The sequence below is a fragment of the uncultured Nostoc sp. genome, from assembly GCF_964245575.1.
In the GTDB taxonomy this organism is placed as follows: domain Bacteria; phylum Cyanobacteriota; class Cyanobacteriia; order Cyanobacteriales; family Nostocaceae; genus Nostoc.
Window position 1 is genome coordinate 37,151 of the sequence record NZ_CAXTNP010000007.1, and the last position, 18,722, is coordinate 55,872.

Consider the following 18,722-nt stretch of genomic DNA (forward strand, 5'->3'; position numbering starts at 1 on the left):
TAACCCAACGCAGACAACAGCAGTTTTTGCCAAATAGGTGCTAGAACCGCTTTGACAACGATATCCGCAATCACAAAACCAATTGCAATCAACATATAAGTTTTCGGAAAGGGAGATTTAGGAACTTCGCCTCTGATGCGAGTTACTAGATTTAATCCTAAAGCAGCTAAAGCTACCCCAGTTGCAATAAACCCGATTATCCGCAGAATTGACCAAGGATACCACCCTAAAATAGCTGCTAAACCTTGGTTTAGTACTAACTTTTACCAATTCTGCAACATAAAAATTCATGTAATTCAGCATCCAAGTGCCGAATATCAATGCAATGCTACTAATAGTTACAATACAGAGAATACAAAAAATACCGTAGTGCAATAAATGGTCTGGTAAAAATAAATTTAGTGAACCTTCTGAACCTTCTCCCGTGCGAATCCAGTGCAACATTTCCATAGTGTATGACTGTCCACGAAGAATATTTTTTGCTGCTGTTTGTGGTGCGTAGGCGTAGCCCGTCGTAGACATCGCTGTTGCTACAATTACGGCAATACTCTGCAAAACTCCCCACAATAACATCCACCAAAAAGCACTTTTATATTGTTGACGACGCACTTTTAAAAATAAAATGGGGTAGGGAACAGCAGCACCTAAAATCGGCATCAACCAGGGAATTCCAAAAATAAAACTCGCAGTTGTGCTGAGGATAACACCGACAATGAAAAATATTACTATCATCATAAGTAATTCAAAATTTAAAAATAATAAACATATTTGTAGTCTTTATTCTCATTACTTGCTTTATGAAAATTAAATTTGTAACAGCTTAGAAACTTCTCACAATAAATATTGCATCTATACTAAGAAAGTTTCTGGGAATTCTGTATGTTTAAAAAAGTTCAGGCAAAAATTTAATGATTTAATTAACCTCTATGTAAAGAAAAACCTGTAGGGAAAACATACTAATTGAGAGCATATATGTGTACTTTAGTCAATAATTTTTACCTCCCCCTCGTCCCTTATGCAAAAGTGGTGACAACCTAAAATTTTGTTTCAAACCCCTATTGCCCGATTGGGCAATAGGGGTTTTATGTCATGATGGCAAAGTAGAACACATATGCTTTTCTAACTACAGGGAATCTCACATGGCTCTCCGTCTAGGTGACACAGTACCCAACTTTACGCAAGCCTCAACACACGGCGACATTGATTTTTACGAATGGGCAGGTGACAGCTGGGTTGTGCTGTTTTCTCACCCTGCTGATTTTACACCTGTTTGCACAACAGAACTCGGCACAGTTGCCAAGCTAAAACCAGAATTTGATAAGCGGAATGTCAAAGCGATCGCACTCAGTGTTGATGATGTTGAATCCCACAAAGGCTGGGTAGGAGACATTGAAGAAACTCAAAGCACCACCCTCAACTACCCAATTTTGGCAGATGCGGATCGCAAGGTTTCTGAGCTTTACGACATGATCCACCCCAATGCTAATGCGGCTGTGACAGTGCGATCGGTTTTCGTGATTGACCCCAATAAGAAACTCCGTCTCTCTTTCACTTATCCTCCCAGCACGGGACGTAACTTTGATGAACTTTTGCGGGTAATTGATTCTCTGCAATTGACTGATAATTACAGCGTGGCGACACCAGCTGACTGGAAAGATGGAGAGGATGTTGTAATTGTCCCCTCACTGAAAGATCCAGAAGTACTCAAAGAAAAATTCCCCAAAGGTTACGAGGAAGTAAAACCCTATCTGCGGCTAACTCCTCAGCCTAACAAGTAAATCTGAAAATGATTTCGTGTATTAGACGCAAAGTTATATCTTGGCGTCTTTTCTTCTTTGCGTGAGAATATAGTCAGTGGGCTAGGCATCCGAACCTGGAGGAAATCCCGATGTTTTCATCTCCTTTGGTTTTGCAAATTCCGTCATCAATGCAAATGACAGACGAACAATTTTTTGAATTCTGTCAGGTGAATCGTGACTTACGCATTGAGCGAAATAAATTTGGAGAGATATCAATTATGCCACCTACAGGTGGGACAACAGGCAACCGTGGAGGCAACATCTTTGGACAGCTGTGGGTGTGGTCGGAACAAGATGGTACAGGTATAACTTTTGACTCTAGTACCGGATTTAAGCTATCAACAGGTGCAAACAGATCGCCAGACGCTTCCTGGATTAAACTACAACGGTGGAATACTCTGTCTCCAAAACAACAAGAAAGATTTGTCCCCATTTGTCCAGATTTTGTAGTCGAACTCAAATCTCCCAGCGACAACCTTCAGACTTTGAAGGAAAAAATGGAAGAATATATGAATGAGCCAGAAATACAGTTAGGCTGGTTAATTGACCGTAAGCAGCGTAGAGTCTATATTTCTCGTCCTGGATTGCCAGAGGAATGTTTAGATAATCCTGCGACTGTTAGCGGTGAGTCGGTATTGCCTGGGTTTATTTTGAATATGAGTAAAGTTTGGTAAGAAAATTTTACTTAAATTTAGGCTGGCGACAATACAGCAATTGAAATTGGTAAATTCGTGTGGTATCTAAAGGTAATTGAATGGTAAAAGTGCTACCTTTACCTAATTGACTCTGCACGTTTAAACTACCTTGGTGTGCCTGAATAATTGCCTGAGCGATCGCTAATCCTAATCCAGAACCGCCAGTTTTACGAGAGCGTAGGCGCAGCCCGCCGTAGGCATCGCTATTCACTCGGTAAAAGCGATCAAAAATCCGAGTCAGTTCCTGGTGGGGAATACCAATACCTGTATCTTGAACCTGAATCACAGCATAATTTTCACTGCGATCTAAGACAACAGTCACCTTTTTGAATTGTGGCGTGTATTGAATTGCATTGATAATTAAATTAGAAACCAGACGATAAAGCTGCTCAGAATCACCAACGATATTTAGAGGTTGCTCGACTCTGATTGCAGATGTCAGTGTTACTTTGGCAGAAAAGGCGATCGCTGCAAATTCCTCTATTAAGTCACTGACAATATCATTTAAGCAACATTCATGTCGTAATGGCAGAGGTTGCCGATCTAGGCGAGCCAAGAGGAGCAAATCAACAACTAAAGAAGTAAGTCGATGATTCTGACACTGTATAGTTCTTAGAATGTCTTGTGCTTCGATTTCATCCAATTTCGGCATCAACAAGGCTGATTCCACTGTTGCTTGTGTTGCAGCTAAAGGTGTTCGCAATTCATGTGCTACATCTGCTGTAAATTGTTGGATTTGTCTATAAGATTGATAGATATATTGCATTGCTAATCCTGCTAACCACCAACTAGCAACACTAACCACAGCGATCGTTGTAGGCAATCCCACAGCTAAAATTAATTTCACAGCATCCAGATAACCATTAAAATCTTCCAGACTTCGCCCCACTTGAATGTATCCCCAATCACGATTGTCTTGAGTGTGTAGTACAAAGGAAATTTGGTAATATGGGTTGCCTTTACTGTCTTTAAGAGCGCGTCTTGAATTGCTTCTCCAGCTACATTGGTAGTTTCCAAAGATACACCAGGATAGAGAGTGAGGGTATTCACCAAAGTTTGCTCTTGAAATTCTGGTAAAAACACTCTTCCAAAGGAGGGAGCAATCACAGCAGCTGCTACCAAACTGGCAGCAGCTAAGATTAAAATAATTCCAGAATGCGGCAGAGAAGATACAGTGGTTCGTTTCACTGCTGAGGCATTTTCAAAAGAAAATACCTCCTGCAATTCCTTTGGAATCATAGCCACTTGATGTAGCTGGGTAGTAGACGCGCAAACGCGCTTGGATACACTTATTACTCAGTCTTTCATTAATAAATGAAATTAGGATCAAATGATGCTGCGACGCCGATAGCGAAGCGTTAGCGAGTCTTCGAGCGTCATAGCCCGTCGTAGACATCGCTCCTGAAATAACCAAACACCTAGCTAAAATTGCTACCTACAAATGCATATCAGTTGCTTGCATATCTACATAGAGAGTTAGGTTTATTGGTTGTACCAGGCTTTTCGCCACTGTTGCATTTGTTTAATTTCTACATCTTGGGCTTTAACAATTTCTTGGGCTAATTGCTTAATTTCAGGGCGCTTAGACTTACTTAAGGCATCTTTTGCCATTGTTACAGCCCCTTCATGGTGAGGAATCATCGCATTGATAAAGCGCAGATCAAATTCAGCATCAGCTGCACCTAAGTCTTGACTCATCATCATGGCTTTCATTTGGTCAGAAGACATCTCCATCATGTGACCCATTTGGCTGTTGTAAGCCATTGGTTTATTTCCCGCGTTAGGATACCAAGCTTGTCGCCACTGCTTCATCTGAGTGATTTCTGAGTTTTGCGATTTGATGATATTGTCTGCTAGCTTTTTGATTTCAGGACGTTTTGATTTCTGCTGTGCAACATTCGCCATTTCCACAGCCCCTTGATGGTGCGGTGTCATAGCATCGATAAACCGTAAATCCAAATTAGCATCGGCTGGGCCTAAATCCATTGCCATGCTGTGATTCATACCACTACCGTGGTTCATCTGCTGCTTGTCGTTAGCATTGGTGGCGGTTACCTCCGGCGCTTGGGTTTGGTTCTGGGAAGCAGTATTGGTACAGCCTGTGATTAACCCACCGGAGGTAGCGATCGCAGTCAAGGTTAACGCCAAAAACCCATTTCTCAAAGGTAGCAGTTGCATAAGTATTACCTAATAGTTTCCTAATTCTATATTTACTTCTTAGCTTTGCAGCCATAAATGAAATTAGGATGAAATCTAAAGATACCCAACTTAATAAAAAAGTCGGGTATCTTATGGTTCATTTTTCACTCAAAATTGTGTAAGCTTCATTAACTAAGTGCATTTTCTCTTGTGCTTGTTTTTGCAGTTGTGGCTTCCCAACAAACAAATCTGGATGCCATTTTTTTACTAAAGTTCGATAAGCCTGCTTTACCTCAGCCAAAGAAGCATTTGTTTGCAATCCTAAAATGCCGTAGGCGCGAGTAATCTTATCTTTTTCTGTCTGGGTTTTTGCTTGGTTGGGTGTTTTGTGGCTTTGAGTTGTATTTTGCTGTTTACCAGTTTGAGAACCAGGCGATGTCTGACGACAAGCCTTAGGGCTACGCATCTCTGCTTTCATTCGCGCTATTTCCTCATTGATTTCCCAATCACGAAATTTCGCCTCTAAATCTTCGGGACGCGGAGAGGGAGAAGCTTTTGGCGGTGGTGGAGAAACAGATTTTACCCTTGTCTGAGTATTCTTAGCAGGATTTTCCTGTTGTTGCTTAACACCAGTATCTTTTTTAGGGGAAGTTTGAACTCTCTCTGGCTGTGGCGAATATTTTCTATTAGTGTTGCTTTCTTTGGGTATTTCTTTATAAAATTGATTATTTGAGGATATTTTAACTTTTTCTAACTCTCGTAGCAACTGATTAAAACCGTTTTGCAACTGCTGCAAAGTTTCACGTTTTTTCGTAATTTCTAGCGGTTCTTGACTAACTTCAAAACAAATTACTTTTTCGGCTTTATGTTCATATTCAGTCAAAATAGATAACCCTTGACTACTGAAGATAGATAAATAATCTTCAATTGCAGTTATACAAAGTTTAGCAACTTCCTGATGATAAGATTCCTTTGCTAATTGTTCGTCTTGTTTTTGGATATTCTTGTTTAGCAAATAAGAAATACTCCCGACGACAGCAGCACCAACTGGCCCGCCTAACAACCAACCAATACCACCACCAACAGCAATGGAACCAGGTTCACTCAAATCATCAGTATTGCTTGGCTTTGATGGTAATATTACTTGTGGTTCGCTAGGAAAGAGAATTGTTAAATCTTGCGGTCGTTCTTCTTGGAAAAATTCGTAAGCTTGATAAAGCCATTTTACCGCCGCCAATTGCAATTGAATCAAGTCTTTTTTAAGAATATTTGTATGCCAAGCTTTAAAGTTATTTTCAGCCAATGCAACTGCTGCATCAGCTTGATATTTTGTGAGTAACTTGGGTAATGTTAGCCAATCGCGTAACTCTCCCACGCTAGTAGCAAAACCTTTATAAATTAAGTTAGCTGCTTTTCGTTTAATTTCAATTTTGCTATTTTCTTTATCATCAAAGGATTTGATTTCAATAGCAATCGGGTCAATTTTAGCTTTTAATGAGAGTTGGATTTGAGAAGCGATCGCTTGCACTCTTGGCAAACGCACACTACCACGATTTGGTTGCAAAATCCCCACAATGTTTTGCAAAGCTGTTTCAAAAGCCGCTAACCCGCTACTATTAGCAGCAGCAACATCGCCTTTTAACCTCGCTCTTAAAGCAGGTAAAGCATCAACGCGATATAAATTACTAAAACTTGGAGGTAATTCGGCTCGAAAGCTTTCTGCAACAAACCGCAAGCGATTTTGGACTTGTTTTTGCTCGTCTGGTTCGAGTAAGTTAAGAAAATTGGCAACAAATACAACTGTTTTAATACCGCGATCTAATAGCCAATCTCGTAAGTTTTCCCGCTCACCTAAAGTCATTAACTTACGTGCATCTAATAATTGGATAACTAAATCTGCACTTAATAGTTGTTCTCGGATTAAATTATCTTGTTCATCTCTATCATTCGTTCCTGGTAAATCGAGAAATTCTACACCCGTTTCTAAGAAGGGATGGGGACAAAAAACTTCCACAGATGCTACATCTTTTCGCATCTGCCTATTGCCATCAAGAATTGCAAATTGTTGTAAAACTTCTGTGCCACTACGATAGATTTCTCTACCATCCGCCAACATGATGCGAGTCCGCACATCAGAACCATACCTGACAGTAATCGCTGCGCCTGTAGTGGGAATTAAATCAATTGGTAAGGTGCGATTCCCTAGCATGGCATTCAGTAAGGTAGATTTACCATGATTAAAAGGCCCAAATACCGCAATCCGAAAGCTAGGATTAACTAGATGATTGCAAATGGTAATTATATCTTGATGCAGTTGCGATTTGCGTTCTAAATTCAATAACGCAGATGCAGATTTGAGAGAATCTGCTAAATCTTTATAACCTTCATACTGTTGTTGCATAGTTTTTATTTTCCAGGCTCAGACTCACATTATTATGTTTATGCTACGCATAATTAAACATTCAATAAAATCCTAGTTTTTAGTGATAAATGAATCGCTCATAGCAAAGTTAACCAGGACTAAAGTCCTTACTACAAACTTTAATTTATTTGCCTTTAGCTACTTATAGTTATGGGAGGCAGAGCCTCCCTATAGGAATTTACAGCTATAAGCTGGGAACCAGAGTAATGAGATTTATCAACTATAATAAGCTAATAAATTGCTATATGCTGCCTCGATTTTTTGCAACTGAGCTATTACATCCTCCTGTAAATCTTTTAAACGGTTGAACTCACTTTCACGATTTATTTCACGGGTTTGTTTCTGCTTGACTAGATTATCTAATTCAGATTTACGAAATACAATATCATCGTTAATCCGCTTATTCACTTCTCTTTCGTAAGAGTCAAAACACTCTTTAACAGCATTGTATACAACCTGAGATTGCTCATGTGCCACTTGTGGTAAATGTTTAATTAACTCTTTCTTCGCCGTTTTAACTAACTCTTTACGCGCTTGATCTGCTTGCAAAAATCCAACTCCCAACCCTAGCAGTGCAAACCCGATGGGGCCAAGAAAAATACCTGTCACTGCTGTAATTATCCCACCAATACCAATTACAGTGAAGTAGTTTAACAAGATATTTTTCCAATCAAATCCAGCGCCAGCTAGTGCTACGCCAGCAAGATTTCCCTTAGACAGGGATAACAATCCCATTGCCCATTTTGCCCATCCGGGAGAGTTATCTTCTTCAACAGTAGTAGTGGTATTTACCTTTACCTCTTGTCCGGTGAGCTTTTCTGTAATTTGGTCTGTGATTTGATTATAAGACGCGCCATATTGTGCAGCACTGCGAGAAAGTTCTTTAAAAGCTGCATTGATATCTTTTTCAGCAGTTAATGTCCAAGCAGCAGATTTGTCAGTGATATATTGCTCAAAGGCTTTTTGCAATGCAGTGTTAAATGCTTCTCGTTTACCACTACTGAGAAAATCAAACAGATTTAATTCCGGCTGATAGCGCAAGAAATCGGTTTCAAAGGTATTACCTAAGTTTAAAACGTAGCTGCGAAAAGATTCGGAAATTGTTCTTGCTTGAGTGTCTCTGGTATTGATAATTTCTTTTTGGAATTCATCTCGAATACCCGTGAGTTTATTAAACTCTGGTTCTACTGAATCAATCCGTTTTTTTAATTCATTTACATCTTGGTCAAGTAATGGTAGGCGTCTAGCAACTGCTTCGCAGATATGATTGCAGGCAAGTCTTGCTAAGGTTCTGACTTGACGAAGTTCTGCGATCGCACGTTCTCTGGTAAGAAAAGTATTAAGCGCTTCCATAAACTTCGGAAAGCCAGTCCCCTCTAAATCAGCTTGGGAATTTTTTAACCGTCGTCTCAGTGCTTGAATCGACGAAAGCTCAAACACTCGTTCGTCATAAATATTCTGACCTTCTACAGTACAATATTCTGCTAAATTCGCATTAAATACTTGCCGTAATCTATTCTCAGACGCTTGTAATTCTTCTACATCATCAGGATCAATCAATGATTCCCGCACTTGATCCCAAGCATTAACTAAGAAGAAAACTGTCAATCCTCGACCTTTGATATAATTTTCTAGGTAGCGACGCTCACCCAAGGTACAAGGTTGAGAAGCTCTCATCACAAACAAAATTGCATGGCAGTTATTTACATAACCCAAAGATAATTCATTTCGCGCTTCTGTATCATTCAATCCTGGACTATCGACAATTTCAATTCCCTTTTCTAGTAGCGTTAAGGGATATTCAACTACTGCATAATCAACATCGGGAAATGCTTGTTTTTTCTCCTGCTCTAGTTTTTTAGCTTCAGCTGGATCAATGGTATATTTATATTTAAAGTTCTGAAAGTCAAGCTGTTGCGGACTTTTTCCATCATTAAAATGAATGGTAACTTTTTTCTCTGGGCCATAGCGTAAAACTGTTAACACTGCGGTACAAGGGTTAACATCGCTCGGCAATAAGTTTTCCCCAATTAAGGCATTGAGAAACGTACTTTTTCCGCGCTTCATATCGCCCAATACTAAAAGACGAAATACACCTTGGCGGAGGTTTTTACTAGCTACTTGAATATCTTCAATATCTCGCTCTAAACTGAGTTTTCCTGATGAAGAGTCTCCAGCAAACTCAGCTTGATTAATTGTTTCAGCTAGTTTACTCAAACATACAGAAATCTCCGATCGCACTTGAGCAACGCGCTCTAAATCTTGGATAAATTTGTCAGTTGCTACCTGATTACTCATAACAGTACACCTTTATTAAAAATTGGTTTTTTTAGATTCTAAAAATAATTTGTAAGACATCCACCCCAGCGCACCAACAATAATAAACCCAGCCAGCACTGAGGCTATCCTCACTGCAACCAGCGCTACCACACCAAGAGCAAACAGTTTCCCACCCAGAATCACTTTGTTCATCCAAGGTTTCTGGGAATTTTCTGGTTGATGCTTCACAGTTTGATGAAAAGCTATATCGGTAGCATGGATGTTACTTTCCATTTCCCGAAGACGCAATTCAACTTCTCGTTCTCGTAATATACGTTCTCGATGTTCAAGTTCTTTTTGGCGATTGCTTTCAGATGTCATCGGTATCCATCCCGTCTAAGACAAAGAAAAAATGTCAGTATTTACTTTGAATTTATTCTGTATCGTAACTTACGTATATATTTAACAACCCCAGTAAAATTACTATTTTAATTTTCATTGCCTGCTAAACTTAAGCTGGAGTTAGATACCACAAAATGCACCTGCTTTCCAGAAAATTGTGGTGAAAACGAATATTACCGTCTCACTAAAAGAATGACTTGCGTAAGAATAAGAAATACAAGCCAGTCGGGTAGACAGCAAAACCTAGAGGAAATCATCATGTTTTCATCCCCTTTAGTTGTGCAAATTCCTCCCTCAATGCAAATGACAGACGAGCAGTTTTTTGACTTTTGTCAGGTTAATCGTGAATTACGCATTGAGCGGAATCAATTTGGAGAAATATCAATTATGCCCCCCACTGGTTCAGAGACAGGTAATCGTAACTTCAGCATCGCTGGTCAATTATATGTTTGGGCAGAAAAAGACGGGAGAGGTATTTGTTTTGACTCCAGCACAGGATTTAAGCTATCAACAGGTGCAGATAGATCACCTGATGTTTCCTGGATTAAACTGGAACGGTGGAATGCTCTCTCCCCAGAACAACAGCAAAGATTTGCCCCCATCTGTCCAGATTTTGTAGTTGAACTGAGGTCGCCTTCTGATAACCTCCAACCGTTGAAGGAAAAAACGGAGGAATATATGAGCGAGCCAGGAGTACAGCTAGGCTTGCTAATTGACCGCAAGCATCGCCGAGTCTATATTTATCGTCCTGGTGTACCAGAGGAATGTCTGGAAAATCCCGCGACTGTTAGCGGTGAATCAGTATTACCTGGGTTTGTTCTGAATATGAGTAAAGTTTGGTAGTGTACGCCTGTGTTCTCTGTGCCTAATAAGATTAAATAAAAGACTTTTGAACCGCCCAGACGCGGAGGGTGCAGGGGGAAAAAAATAGATTTTACCAGTCACCTTGAAAAGGCTGGTCTATAGGCATCATAGGATTTTAGGCAAATAAGTTGTAAATTCTGCCACCCCAATAAGCCAAAATTTTTATAGATACTCACACAGGTATAGTCAAAATGGATATTAAGAATGGCTTCGTCGGTGCTGTTGGCAACACACCCCTAATTCGCTTAAACAGTTTCAGTGAAGAAACAGGATGTGAAATCCTCGCTAAAGCTGAATTTCTCAATCCTGGCGGTTCCGTCAAAGACCGTGCCGCACTTTATATCATCGAAGACGCAGAAGAGAAAGGTTTACTCAAACCCGGTGGCACAGTTGTAGAAGGAACTGCTGGTAATACTGGCATTGGGCTGGCGCATATTTGCAACGCCAAAGGCTACAAATGCCTAATTATTATTCCCGATACTCAGTCACAAGAAAAAATAGACGCGCTAACAGCACTAGGCGCAGAAGTTCGTCCCATCCCTGCTGTACCCTACAAAGACCCAAATAACTATGTCAAACTATCTGGCAGAGTCGCTGCTGAGTTGGAAAACGCTATCTGGGCGAATCAGTTTGATAACTTAGCCAACCGTCGCGCCCACTACGAAACCACAGGGCCAGAAATTTGGACACAGACAGATGGTAAAATAGATGCATGGACAACTGCAACTGGTACTGGTGGTACTTATGCTGGTGTGGCGTTGTACTTGAAAGAACAAAATCCGGCAATTAAATGCGTTGTTGCCGATCCATTGGGTAGTGGACTTTATAGCTATGTCAAAACCGGCGAAATCAATATAGAAGGAAATTCCATCACCGAAGGTATCGGTAATGGTCGTGTCACAGCCAATATGGAAGGCGCACCTGCTGATGATGCCATTCAAATCGATGACCAAGAAGCTTTACGGGTAGTTTACCAACTGCTGAGGAAAGATGGACTCTTAATGGGCGGTTCAACGGGTATTAATGTTGGCGCAGCTGTTGCCCTAGCGAAGCAGTTGGGACCAGGACATACCATTGTCACCATCTTATGTGATAGTGGTTCCCGCTATCAGTCGCGGATATTCAACCCTGAATGGCTAGCCTCAAAAGGACTTTCAATAGATTAGTCATTAGTCATTAGTCATTAGTCATTAGTCATTAGCTTCCGACTTTTGACAAAGGACAAATGACAAAGGACAAATGACAAAGAACAAAGAACAAAGGACAAATGTCAAACATAACTCAACCATCAAACTTCCCCACAATAGACCAACCCTCTTCTCCCAGATGTGTGCGGGTTTGTCAAAATCGCACTTGCAAAAAGCAAGGTGCAACCAAGGTATTAGCAGCATTTGCAGCTTTGCCAATCCCTGGTGTAACGGTAACGGCTAGCAGCTGTTTGGGACAATGCGGCAATGGGCCGATGGTACTGGTATTACCCGATATGGTCTGGTATAGCGGTGTTCAACCCGATGAAGTATCTCTACTGATAGAAAATCATTTGCTAGGTGGTCAAACAGTCCAACAGATGCTCTATTATCGGTTTCATCCCCAGAAATCAAACTAATTAACAATATCAATGTCTGCAATCCTGTTGACTGAAGTGAGGCATTCAATGAATATCCAACAGCTGCGTCAATCCTTAAAACAAAAGTGGCTGAGTTACTACGAGCAAAATATTTCCTGGCTGGTCAAAATGCGAATTTGGGGCACTTACGATGGTCTGCGCCGTCCTTTGTCCGGTTTTATTTTGGCAACACTCTCTGTTTTAGAACCCCAGTTTGATGAAATACTTGCTTTTATGCTGGATCTGAATAACGATCCAGATAAAATAGTCGCCGCTTTAGGTCTTAACTTCAATCCTGATGAAGAGTTACGTTTAATAAAATTAGACCATTCTACGGCTATAAGCCAAGTTGAAAGCGAGTCGCCAGATGAGAAGCATTCTGAGAATAAATATCTGTCATCGGCTGTAACTGCCAGCAAGATTGCGCTTCATTCTCTTGCCAAGACTCTAAATTCCAACTTGTTACGCGCTGAGAAACTTATGCCATTAATTACAGCTATCAAGGAGGTAGTTCGCATACGCAAACCGAAGTTGGTAGTTGCATTTGCTACTAAAATTGCTCCAGACACTCCGGTAAAAACGCCATCCTCCGGTTTTTTAAGCGAATATCAACCACTACATAGCGGCTTTGCAGCTTGTCGTCAGACATCACACTCTGCGCTAACAATGACTCCTGAGGTTAACAGCAAAGCCAAAACTATGCCATCTATGGCATTAGCTAGTGAGCTTAAAAGTAACGCGCCATCTGTCCGAATCCCTGTGGGCGCATCATTGGCAAATACCACTGAGATTAACAGTAATGGTAAACCAGTGCGATCGCTAGCAATTACTACTGAGGTTAAAAGCAACAGCAAACAACCGAATATTCAACCAGAAGATGTTAAGAGCAAAGTGAATCTAGCAACCACTAATGCCCGTAGTATAGTTTCTTGGGTAGATGAATTTTGTTATGGCGCTAGGAATAAAGAAGAAGATATTTTATTGGAATCTCCGATGCAAAATAGATAAAGGAGGCGCTAGAGCAGATTGCTAATAATTCCAGAAGCAGGAAAAAACAGAGGCGTGAGCAATGACACCCCATCAGAGAACCCAGACCAAGAAGAATTTGACCCGATAACGGATGAAAGAGATTGGTCAGCAGCAGAAACAGAATTAGCCTGTTTTGCGCTAGCCAGAAGGAAAGGTAAGCGGTTGGTTAAAATCATCAATACCAAAAAACCACCTATGCCATTTATTTGTATTTTTGAGGATTACCCTGGATGATACCTGTAGCTACCCAAATCCCAATCACCACAATCATTCCCATGCTGACCGCTATTGGCGATCGCCAGTGGCAACAGTTTAAAGAACTGGAGGCGAATTTTGTATCCCAGTATGGGGTGGAAGTGTGGCAAGAAGTTTTTAACTTCCGTGTCCTACCAGCATTGGATAAGGATTCTAATCGTTGGTTGCTGGTTCACTGGTGTGGAGAGGGAATTAACTGGGTTAAAGATGTGGCCTAGTGACAGGGGATTGCTAAACAATTGCAAGTCACAGTAGTGGCAGCAATCCTTAGCTTTCACAGCAAAATATTAATGTGAGCAGCTAATACTAGATTTTGAATTTGGAATTACTTATGGGTAATCGTGAGAAACAAACGGGATTTCTATGACTTCACCCTCAGTTTCTCCCACTTGCACTTTCAACCCCACGCCACCAGCTTTGGTGCGAATGTAACCTAGTCCAAAGTAACCATCAGCCGTTTGGGTGTAACTGGTAAGTTTGCCGACCTTTTCATCTCCAACTGCGATCGCACTTCCAACTGACGCAGGAGCAGTGAGTCTTATACCCAAAAGGTGTTGTTTTACACCTTTGTATGTATTTAACCGAGCAATAGTTTCTTGCCCAATATAGCAACCTTTATTAAAAGAAATTGTTTGCCACAAACCAACTTCTAGAGGATTGTAATCATCTGTGAGTTCCGCATCTGGGGCGGGGCGGCCTTGTAAGATTCGCAAAGCATCCCAGGCGCGATCGCTCATCTCTACCGCCCCAGCTTCTAACAATTTGTTCCACACCGAAGATTTATCAGTATAGGGGAAAGTAAAAGTGTATCCGGGTGCAGCTAACCCGCTACCCACAGCAATCCGCACGCCCTCAGCCGGAGCGATCGTGTATACTTGGTGACTACCATAAGGTTGGCCGATGAGTTCGCCAATACCCAACTTTTCTAAAACAGCATCGCTTCCTGGGCCAATCAGGCTGAAGGTGTTGGTGTATTGGGTAATATCAGATAATTCCACCTTATCTGCATAGAAAATATATTTATCCAGCCATTCCATCAAAAACTGGCGACGGTTAGGTGAAACCAGCAAGATTACCGCATCTTCTCTAACGTAGGCGGTTACTAAATCAATTGTTCTGGCTGTGGAAGTGACAAAAACCGTATCACAACCTTGTCCTGGTTTGAGTATTTGGAAATTGTTAGTACTTTGGTTGTGTAAGAAATTGAGGCGATCGTCGCCAGCTACTTTGATCCGTCCCCAGGCGGTGCGATCGCAAATTGCAACCCCAACTCTGGCGGCTTGGATAGCTGCTGCGTCTTTATCGTCAAGTGTAGATGTTGGCATAGCGATCAGAAGTTGCCCTGTTTGAATGTTGTCGCACTGGAAATCTTAGGTAGGGTCGAGGTGTGCATTACTGCATCACCCCTCCCATTCGGAACCGTGCTTGCGACTTTCACCGCACACGGCTACTCAGTGTGTTATCCATTTTGTCATATCGGACTCCCTGACCTTTAACTCTTTTTGTAAGACGGAATATCATTTATCCACTCCCAGTCAACTTTTTCCCAGAATTGAGATAATTTCTCAAGGAATTTAGAGTGGTCTTTCTTCCGAATTTCTTTTAAGTCAATTGCGGTCTTTTTGTCGTGACAATGCCGATGCAATAGTTGTAGATTTTTGTATTCATCCTTGCCGCCTAATGCTCTGGGGATGATGTGGTCTTCTTCTATCACATCCCATTCCTGGAAGTATAATCCACACCAAGGACATTTACCCTTTTGTCGTTTTAACAACTTAGCCTTACGATTAGGCATTTGGGGGTGTGTTCCTAGTCTTTTACTCCAATAAACTGTATCGCCATCGTAGGGGCTTTTATCGCTTTTAACTTTTACATAGTCAGTGCTACTGCATTCAACCTGTCTATGTTTTAGTAACCGGAAGGTGTTCGCAGTTCCTTCCCTGGTTGCAAATACCCAGTTATCACCTTTTATGGAACTCCAATATTTGATGTGACCATCATTAATGTTTCCACAACGGTTTTTTGCCCATCGTCGAAGTTTCAGGTATGTGAGGTTGTCTTGTTTTGCTAATTCTCCGACCGTTGCGGCATCGGATTTTGAATAATAGGAAGTCCATCCCCTTATAACAGGGTTGAGGTCTTTTATTAGTGTCACTTGGGGAGAAAACCTATGTTTTGTGATGATTCTTCCTACATCCTCAAGGTGAACCTTACTCGCCTTCTTGGATGGGATGATGAGAGTATTAAAACCTAATATTTTACCTTCGGCGGTTTTATTGCTTCGGTATATTCCGGCAGGGTATTGCTGGATATGATGACCTAAAAAGTCAAATCCTGCTTTACCATCCTCGCTTAACTCTGAATTAAATGTGTGGGTTAAGCGTGTTTTTTCAGGTTTTAATTCAAGTCCTATGCCACTTAACCATTCCGAGATAATTTCTCGGCATCTTTGGACAACGGCTTTGTTTTCATGAAGTATCACAAAATCATCAGCATAGCGGATAATATTGGGGGACTTAAATTCCGTACCCTTTTTGTGATACCAGGTTTCCCTTCTTGTATGTGACATTTCGGGGAATGCCTGTTTTATTCTTTCTTCTATGCCGTGGAGAGCTATGTTTGCCAATAATGGAGAGATGACCCCACCTTGTGGCGTGCCCTCAGATGTAGCAGTAAAGGCACTTTTGTCTATCACCCCGGATTTTAACCAAGCTTTTATTTGTCGCCTGATTTTCCCCTTGATGTTCAACTTTTGGAGCAGTGCCTCATGATTGATACGGTCAAAGCACTTGGCTATATCTGCGTCTAATACGTATTTAGCCTTGCTCTGAATACAGAGTTTAATCTGTCTTATCGCATCGTGGCATGACCTTCCGGGTCTAAAGCCATAAGAATTTGGTTCAAAGACTGCTTCCCATTCTGGCTCAAGCGCAGCTTTTACTACGGCTTGTAGTGCGCGGTCGTACATTACGGGTATTCCTAATGGGCGTTTTTCTTCTCCTCCTGGTTTTGGAATCCATACTCTACGAGTAGGTTTGGATTCTCCAGTAAGTTTTAGTTGCCCTGCCAGTTCAAGACGTGCTTTTGGGGGCAGTGATTTAATACCGTCCACACCTGCCGTCTTTTTACCTTGGTTATCTTGTGTAACCCGTCGTACCGCTAACACCCTATTAGACCAAGACCTCATCAACGTCTTTTGGAGCTTACGGCATTGCTTGACATCACCACGGCAAGAAGCAGCATAGATGCGTTTTTGCAACTTAAAAACAAATCTTTCGGCTTGTCGCCAATTGATTGTTTTCCATCCCTTGGTATTCATTATTGAATCCGAATTAGGCTTGTTCATGGCTACTTATACCTCCAGCTATTTCCACACTGCGGTTCACGTCTGCTTATCCCGGCAGTTACGCCATCCCTTTTTAGGCATTACCCGTTAATTCGGGTTAGGCTTTTGCTTTTTGAACCATCCTGCTCCATCGTTGCTTGTGGCTTGACACCTACCTGTTACCATTATCAGGAGCATACGAGGGAGTTACTTCGTTCCCACTATCCATTTCAAGTCGTTAGGGTGTGTCTTTCCATCGAGGGTAAGAGTGGTGCGCTATCACGGTTTTGTAATCCTGATAGTCTCTACCTTTGTCGGTTATTTCCGACCCAAGGGCGTGGATTGTTTACCACTAGCTTATTACCCTTGGCAACGCTTAACGGTGGTTCATACGACACTTCGTTCTTTCTACCCATAGACTCTTGCTAGCAGCTTGCGCTTTCAGTTATTACCGCCTTAACTGCTTTCACTCCCGCTTCTGTCTCTGGGTTGTCAGTCCAGATACAGGGGAAACTCCTCATCTACCTTGCGGTAGAGGGCGCTGTGTGCTTTAAATCCCGCACCGAGACAGTAGGACTTGGTGTATTTTGGATTAGGTTATAATTCAAGTTCAGTCACTTAAATCTTTTTTCCCTTTATCCTCTAGCTGTCTGAGCTAATGCTCGGCTAGATTTCCTCACCTACATGGATAGTGAGTTGTCATTGGTTGAGGATTAAAGTGCGAACTCTACCCATAGTGGGTTACTCAACCATTGCCAGTCATCCCCCTATTCAGGTTTCGACTGAACGAATCGCACGCAAATAAGCGTTTGCGGCTTCAATCTACCTCCGGTTTTCTTCTAACGTCTAATCAAAATCTTATCAACATCACGATTTTGTGAAGAAAATTAAAGCTGTGGTTAGCAAAATCATTCTTTTGTTGATGAAAATCGCGATTTTGTAAAGAACATTTAAGCTGTGGTTAGCAAAATCATTCTTTTGTTAATGAAAATCGTTATTTTGTGAAGAATGTTAAAGCTGTGGTTAGCAAAATCATTTTTTTATTGATGAAAATTGTGATTTTGTGAAAAATATTAAAGCTGTCGCGACTTACTTAACTTTAGCAAGGCTTGAGGTGATATATCTCGATTATCTGCAACTTTTTCGAGCGATCGCAATGTATCTGTTGGTATCTTTATTAGTACTGCCTCTGTTCTAGTTCTTCAGGCTTGTTCATATAGCTTTCTTTCAATGCGAGTAGTGTGATGATTGGTTGATTAGGATGGGGTGCGATCGCCTTGATTATGACAGTGCAATTACTGAGGCAAATATTTTATAGGAAAGTCCTATACAGGTTAATTGATGTAGGAGTTGAACTATGGATAAAAAAGAACTGCTCAGGCGTTATGCAGCCGGAGAGCGGAACTTCTCTGGGATTGAAATCAGTGCGGACGACTTGTACGCTGTTGACCTTAGTGGTGCCGACTTGAGTGGTACTAGGCTGGAACAATTCGAGATATCTCGTGCCATCTTGATAGGTGTTAATTTGTGGAATACTTATTTGACCGATTCCAGCCTTAATAGTGTTGATTTGAGCCGAGCTGATCTCAGGGGAACTGACTTGCGTGGAGCTAGTCTCAATTGTGCTAACTTGACCGAAGCCGATTTGAGAGAAGCTAGATTTGGAAACACTACGTTCTACAGGGCTAATCTGACTAGAGCTAACTTGGAAGGCGTTGATTTTAGGGATACTAGCTTGCGACAGGCTAATTTGACTGGAGCCAATCTTGAAGGAGCTAACCTTAGCAGAGTTATTTTCCACAACACCATCATGCCAGACGGCAGTATTAGGAATAGCAGCAGTTAAAACTTCCATAAAGCAAGTTCCATATCAAGCTACTATTCAATAGACCTCTTGCAAAAGTCCCTAATACCCCAACCCCAACAC

General features: G+C 41.4%; 17 protein-coding genes and 2 pseudogenes. 10 read left to right on the plus strand and 9 right to left on the minus strand.

Annotated elements, in window-relative coordinates; translation table 11 throughout:
* Positions 1 to 117: 117 nt before the first annotated feature.
* The gene (locus ACFFAP_RS02160) at positions 118 to 735 is read right to left on the minus strand and encodes a hypothetical protein (protein WP_375509680.1); all 618 of its coding nucleotides are present in this window, start codon (positions 733 to 735) and stop codon (positions 118 to 120) included.
* A gap of 404 nt (positions 736 to 1,139) precedes the next feature.
* On the opposite strand from ACFFAP_RS02160, the gene ACFFAP_RS02165 reads away from it, so the two are divergent.
* Positions 1,140 to 1,778 carry a peroxiredoxin gene (locus ACFFAP_RS02165; RefSeq protein WP_229457775.1) on the plus strand — a complete coding sequence of 213 codons (639 nt, stop codon included), beginning with the start codon at positions 1,140 to 1,142 and terminating at the stop codon, positions 1,776 to 1,778.
* 110 nt (positions 1,779 to 1,888) lie between these two features.
* On the plus strand, positions 1,889 to 2,473 hold the full coding sequence (locus tag ACFFAP_RS02170) for a Uma2 family endonuclease (RefSeq protein ID WP_375509681.1): 585 nt from the start codon (positions 1,889 to 1,891) through the stop codon (positions 2,471 to 2,473).
* A 7-nt stretch (positions 2,474 to 2,480) separates the two neighbouring features.
* Here ACFFAP_RS02170 and rppB read toward each other — a convergent pair.
* From rppB to ACFFAP_RS02200, 6 genes and pseudogenes are all read right to left on the minus strand, one after another.
* Positions 2,481 to 3,473: pseudogene (rppB, locus tag ACFFAP_RS02175) on the minus strand (two-component system sensor histidine kinase RppB); the annotation flags it as partial.
* Positions 3,467 to 3,661, minus strand: a pseudogene (locus tag ACFFAP_RS02180) (efflux RND transporter permease subunit); the annotation flags it as partial. The pseudogenes ACFFAP_RS02180 and rppB, both read right to left, overlap by 7 nt.
* 315 nt (positions 3,662 to 3,976) lie before the next feature.
* Positions 3,977 to 4,672: a DUF305 domain-containing protein gene (locus ACFFAP_RS02185; RefSeq protein ID WP_375509682.1), complete on the minus strand. Its 696-nt coding sequence runs from the start codon at positions 4,670 to 4,672 to the stop codon at positions 3,977 to 3,979.
* Between the two features lie 118 nt (positions 4,673 to 4,790).
* Positions 4,791 to 7,034: a dynamin family protein gene (locus ACFFAP_RS02190; RefSeq protein WP_375509683.1), complete on the minus strand. Its 2,244-nt coding sequence runs from the start codon at positions 7,032 to 7,034 to the stop codon at positions 4,791 to 4,793.
* A 237-nt stretch (positions 7,035 to 7,271) separates the two neighbouring features.
* Complete coding sequence (locus ACFFAP_RS02195) at positions 7,272 to 9,353, minus strand: dynamin family protein (RefSeq protein ID WP_375509684.1); 2,082 nt, start codon at positions 9,351 to 9,353, stop codon at positions 7,272 to 7,274.
* Between the two features lie 15 nt (positions 9,354 to 9,368).
* On the minus strand, positions 9,369 to 9,695 hold the full coding sequence (locus ACFFAP_RS02200; RefSeq protein WP_375509685.1) for a DUF3040 domain-containing protein: 327 nt from the start codon (positions 9,693 to 9,695) through the stop codon (positions 9,369 to 9,371).
* Between the two features lie 279 nt (positions 9,696 to 9,974).
* Between ACFFAP_RS02200 and ACFFAP_RS02205 the strand changes: the two genes are divergently transcribed.
* The 6 genes from ACFFAP_RS02205 to ACFFAP_RS02230 all read left to right on the plus strand — a co-directional run bounded on the left by ACFFAP_RS02205 (position 9,975) and on the right by ACFFAP_RS02230 (position 13,688).
* Positions 9,975 to 10,559, plus strand: a complete 585-nt coding sequence (locus ACFFAP_RS02205; RefSeq protein WP_375509686.1) for a Uma2 family endonuclease — start codon at positions 9,975 to 9,977, stop codon at positions 10,557 to 10,559.
* Positions 10,560 to 10,771: 212 nt separating this feature from the next.
* Entirely contained in the window at positions 10,772 to 11,746 is a 975-nt protein-coding gene (locus ACFFAP_RS02210; RefSeq protein ID WP_375509687.1) for a cysteine synthase A, read from the plus strand.
* A 101-nt stretch (positions 11,747 to 11,847) separates the two neighbouring features.
* Complete coding sequence (locus ACFFAP_RS02215) at positions 11,848 to 12,186, plus strand: ferredoxin (RefSeq protein ID WP_375509688.1); 339 nt, start codon at positions 11,848 to 11,850, stop codon at positions 12,184 to 12,186.
* A gap of 48 nt (positions 12,187 to 12,234) precedes the next feature.
* Positions 12,235 to 13,194, plus strand: coding sequence for a DUF5331 domain-containing protein (locus ACFFAP_RS02220; RefSeq protein WP_375509689.1), 960 nt, complete (start codon positions 12,235 to 12,237; stop codon positions 13,192 to 13,194).
* A 54-nt stretch (positions 13,195 to 13,248) separates the two neighbouring features.
* On the plus strand, positions 13,249 to 13,449 hold the full coding sequence (locus ACFFAP_RS02225) for a hypothetical protein (protein WP_375509690.1): 201 nt from the start codon (positions 13,249 to 13,251) through the stop codon (positions 13,447 to 13,449).
* The gene (locus tag ACFFAP_RS02230) at positions 13,446 to 13,688 is read left to right on the plus strand and encodes a hypothetical protein (protein ID WP_375509691.1); all 243 of its coding nucleotides are present in this window, start codon (positions 13,446 to 13,448) and stop codon (positions 13,686 to 13,688) included. The genes ACFFAP_RS02225 and ACFFAP_RS02230 overlap by 4 nt, the downstream gene beginning before the upstream one ends.
* Before the next feature lie 111 nt (positions 13,689 to 13,799).
* On the opposite strand, the gene ACFFAP_RS02235 is transcribed toward ACFFAP_RS02230, so the two are convergent.
* Together ACFFAP_RS02235 and ltrA are read right to left on the minus strand one after the other, a co-directional pair.
* On the minus strand, positions 13,800 to 14,795 hold the full coding sequence (locus ACFFAP_RS02235) for a YgfZ/GcvT domain-containing protein (RefSeq protein ID WP_375509692.1): 996 nt from the start codon (positions 14,793 to 14,795) through the stop codon (positions 13,800 to 13,802).
* 167 nt (positions 14,796 to 14,962) lie between these two features.
* The gene (gene ltrA, locus ACFFAP_RS02240) at positions 14,963 to 16,816 is read right to left on the minus strand and encodes a group II intron reverse transcriptase/maturase (RefSeq protein WP_375509693.1); all 1,854 of its coding nucleotides are present in this window, start codon (positions 16,814 to 16,816) and stop codon (positions 14,963 to 14,965) included.
* 1,042 nt (positions 16,817 to 17,858) lie between these two features.
* Between ltrA and ACFFAP_RS02245 the strand changes: the two genes are divergently transcribed.
* Both ACFFAP_RS02245 and ACFFAP_RS02250 read left to right on the plus strand, forming a co-directional pair.
* On the plus strand, positions 17,859 to 17,993 hold the full coding sequence (locus ACFFAP_RS02245) for a hypothetical protein (protein ID WP_375509694.1): 135 nt from the start codon (positions 17,859 to 17,861) through the stop codon (positions 17,991 to 17,993).
* A gap of 159 nt (positions 17,994 to 18,152) precedes the next feature.
* A complete protein-coding gene (locus ACFFAP_RS02250; RefSeq protein WP_104907206.1) occupies positions 18,153 to 18,641 on the plus strand; it encodes a pentapeptide repeat-containing protein in 489 nt (162 codons plus the stop codon).
* The last annotated feature ends 81 nt before the right edge of the window (positions 18,642 to 18,722 follow it).

Coding starts and splice junctions, on each gene's coding strand:
- ACFFAP_RS02210 (WP_375509687.1), top strand. CDS start 10,772: ATGGATATTAAGAATGGCTTCGTCGGTGCTGTTGGCAACACACCCCTA.
- ACFFAP_RS02165 (WP_229457775.1), top strand. CDS start 1,140: ATGGCTCTCCGTCTAGGTGACACAGTACCCAACTTTACGCAAGCCTCA.
- ACFFAP_RS02205 (WP_375509686.1), top strand. CDS start 9,975: ATGTTTTCATCCCCTTTAGTTGTGCAAATTCCTCCCTCAATGCAAATG.
- ACFFAP_RS02220 (WP_375509689.1), top strand. CDS start 12,235: ATGAATATCCAACAGCTGCGTCAATCCTTAAAACAAAAGTGGCTGAGT.
- ACFFAP_RS02230 (WP_375509691.1), top strand. CDS start 13,446: ATGATACCTGTAGCTACCCAAATCCCAATCACCACAATCATTCCCATG.
- ltrA (WP_375509693.1), bottom strand. CDS start 16,816: ATGAACAAGCCTAATTCGGATTCAATAATGAATACCAAGGGATGGAAA.
- ACFFAP_RS02160 (WP_375509680.1), bottom strand. CDS start 735: ATGATGATAGTAATATTTTTCATTGTCGGTGTTATCCTCAGCACAACT.
- ACFFAP_RS02200 (WP_375509685.1), bottom strand. CDS start 9,695: ATGACATCTGAAAGCAATCGCCAAAAAGAACTTGAACATCGAGAACGT.
- ACFFAP_RS02250 (WP_104907206.1), top strand. CDS start 18,153: ATGGATAAAAAAGAACTGCTCAGGCGTTATGCAGCCGGAGAGCGGAAC.
- ACFFAP_RS02215 (WP_375509688.1), top strand. CDS start 11,848: ATGTCAAACATAACTCAACCATCAAACTTCCCCACAATAGACCAACCC.
- ACFFAP_RS02235 (WP_375509692.1), bottom strand. CDS start 14,795: ATGCCAACATCTACACTTGACGATAAAGACGCAGCAGCTATCCAAGCC.
- ACFFAP_RS02195 (WP_375509684.1), bottom strand. CDS start 9,353: ATGAGTAATCAGGTAGCAACTGACAAATTTATCCAAGATTTAGAGCGC.
- ACFFAP_RS02170 (WP_375509681.1), top strand. CDS start 1,889: ATGTTTTCATCTCCTTTGGTTTTGCAAATTCCGTCATCAATGCAAATG.
- ACFFAP_RS02190 (WP_375509683.1), bottom strand. CDS start 7,034: ATGCAACAACAGTATGAAGGTTATAAAGATTTAGCAGATTCTCTCAAA.
- ACFFAP_RS02185 (WP_375509682.1), bottom strand. CDS start 4,672: ATGCAACTGCTACCTTTGAGAAATGGGTTTTTGGCGTTAACCTTGACT.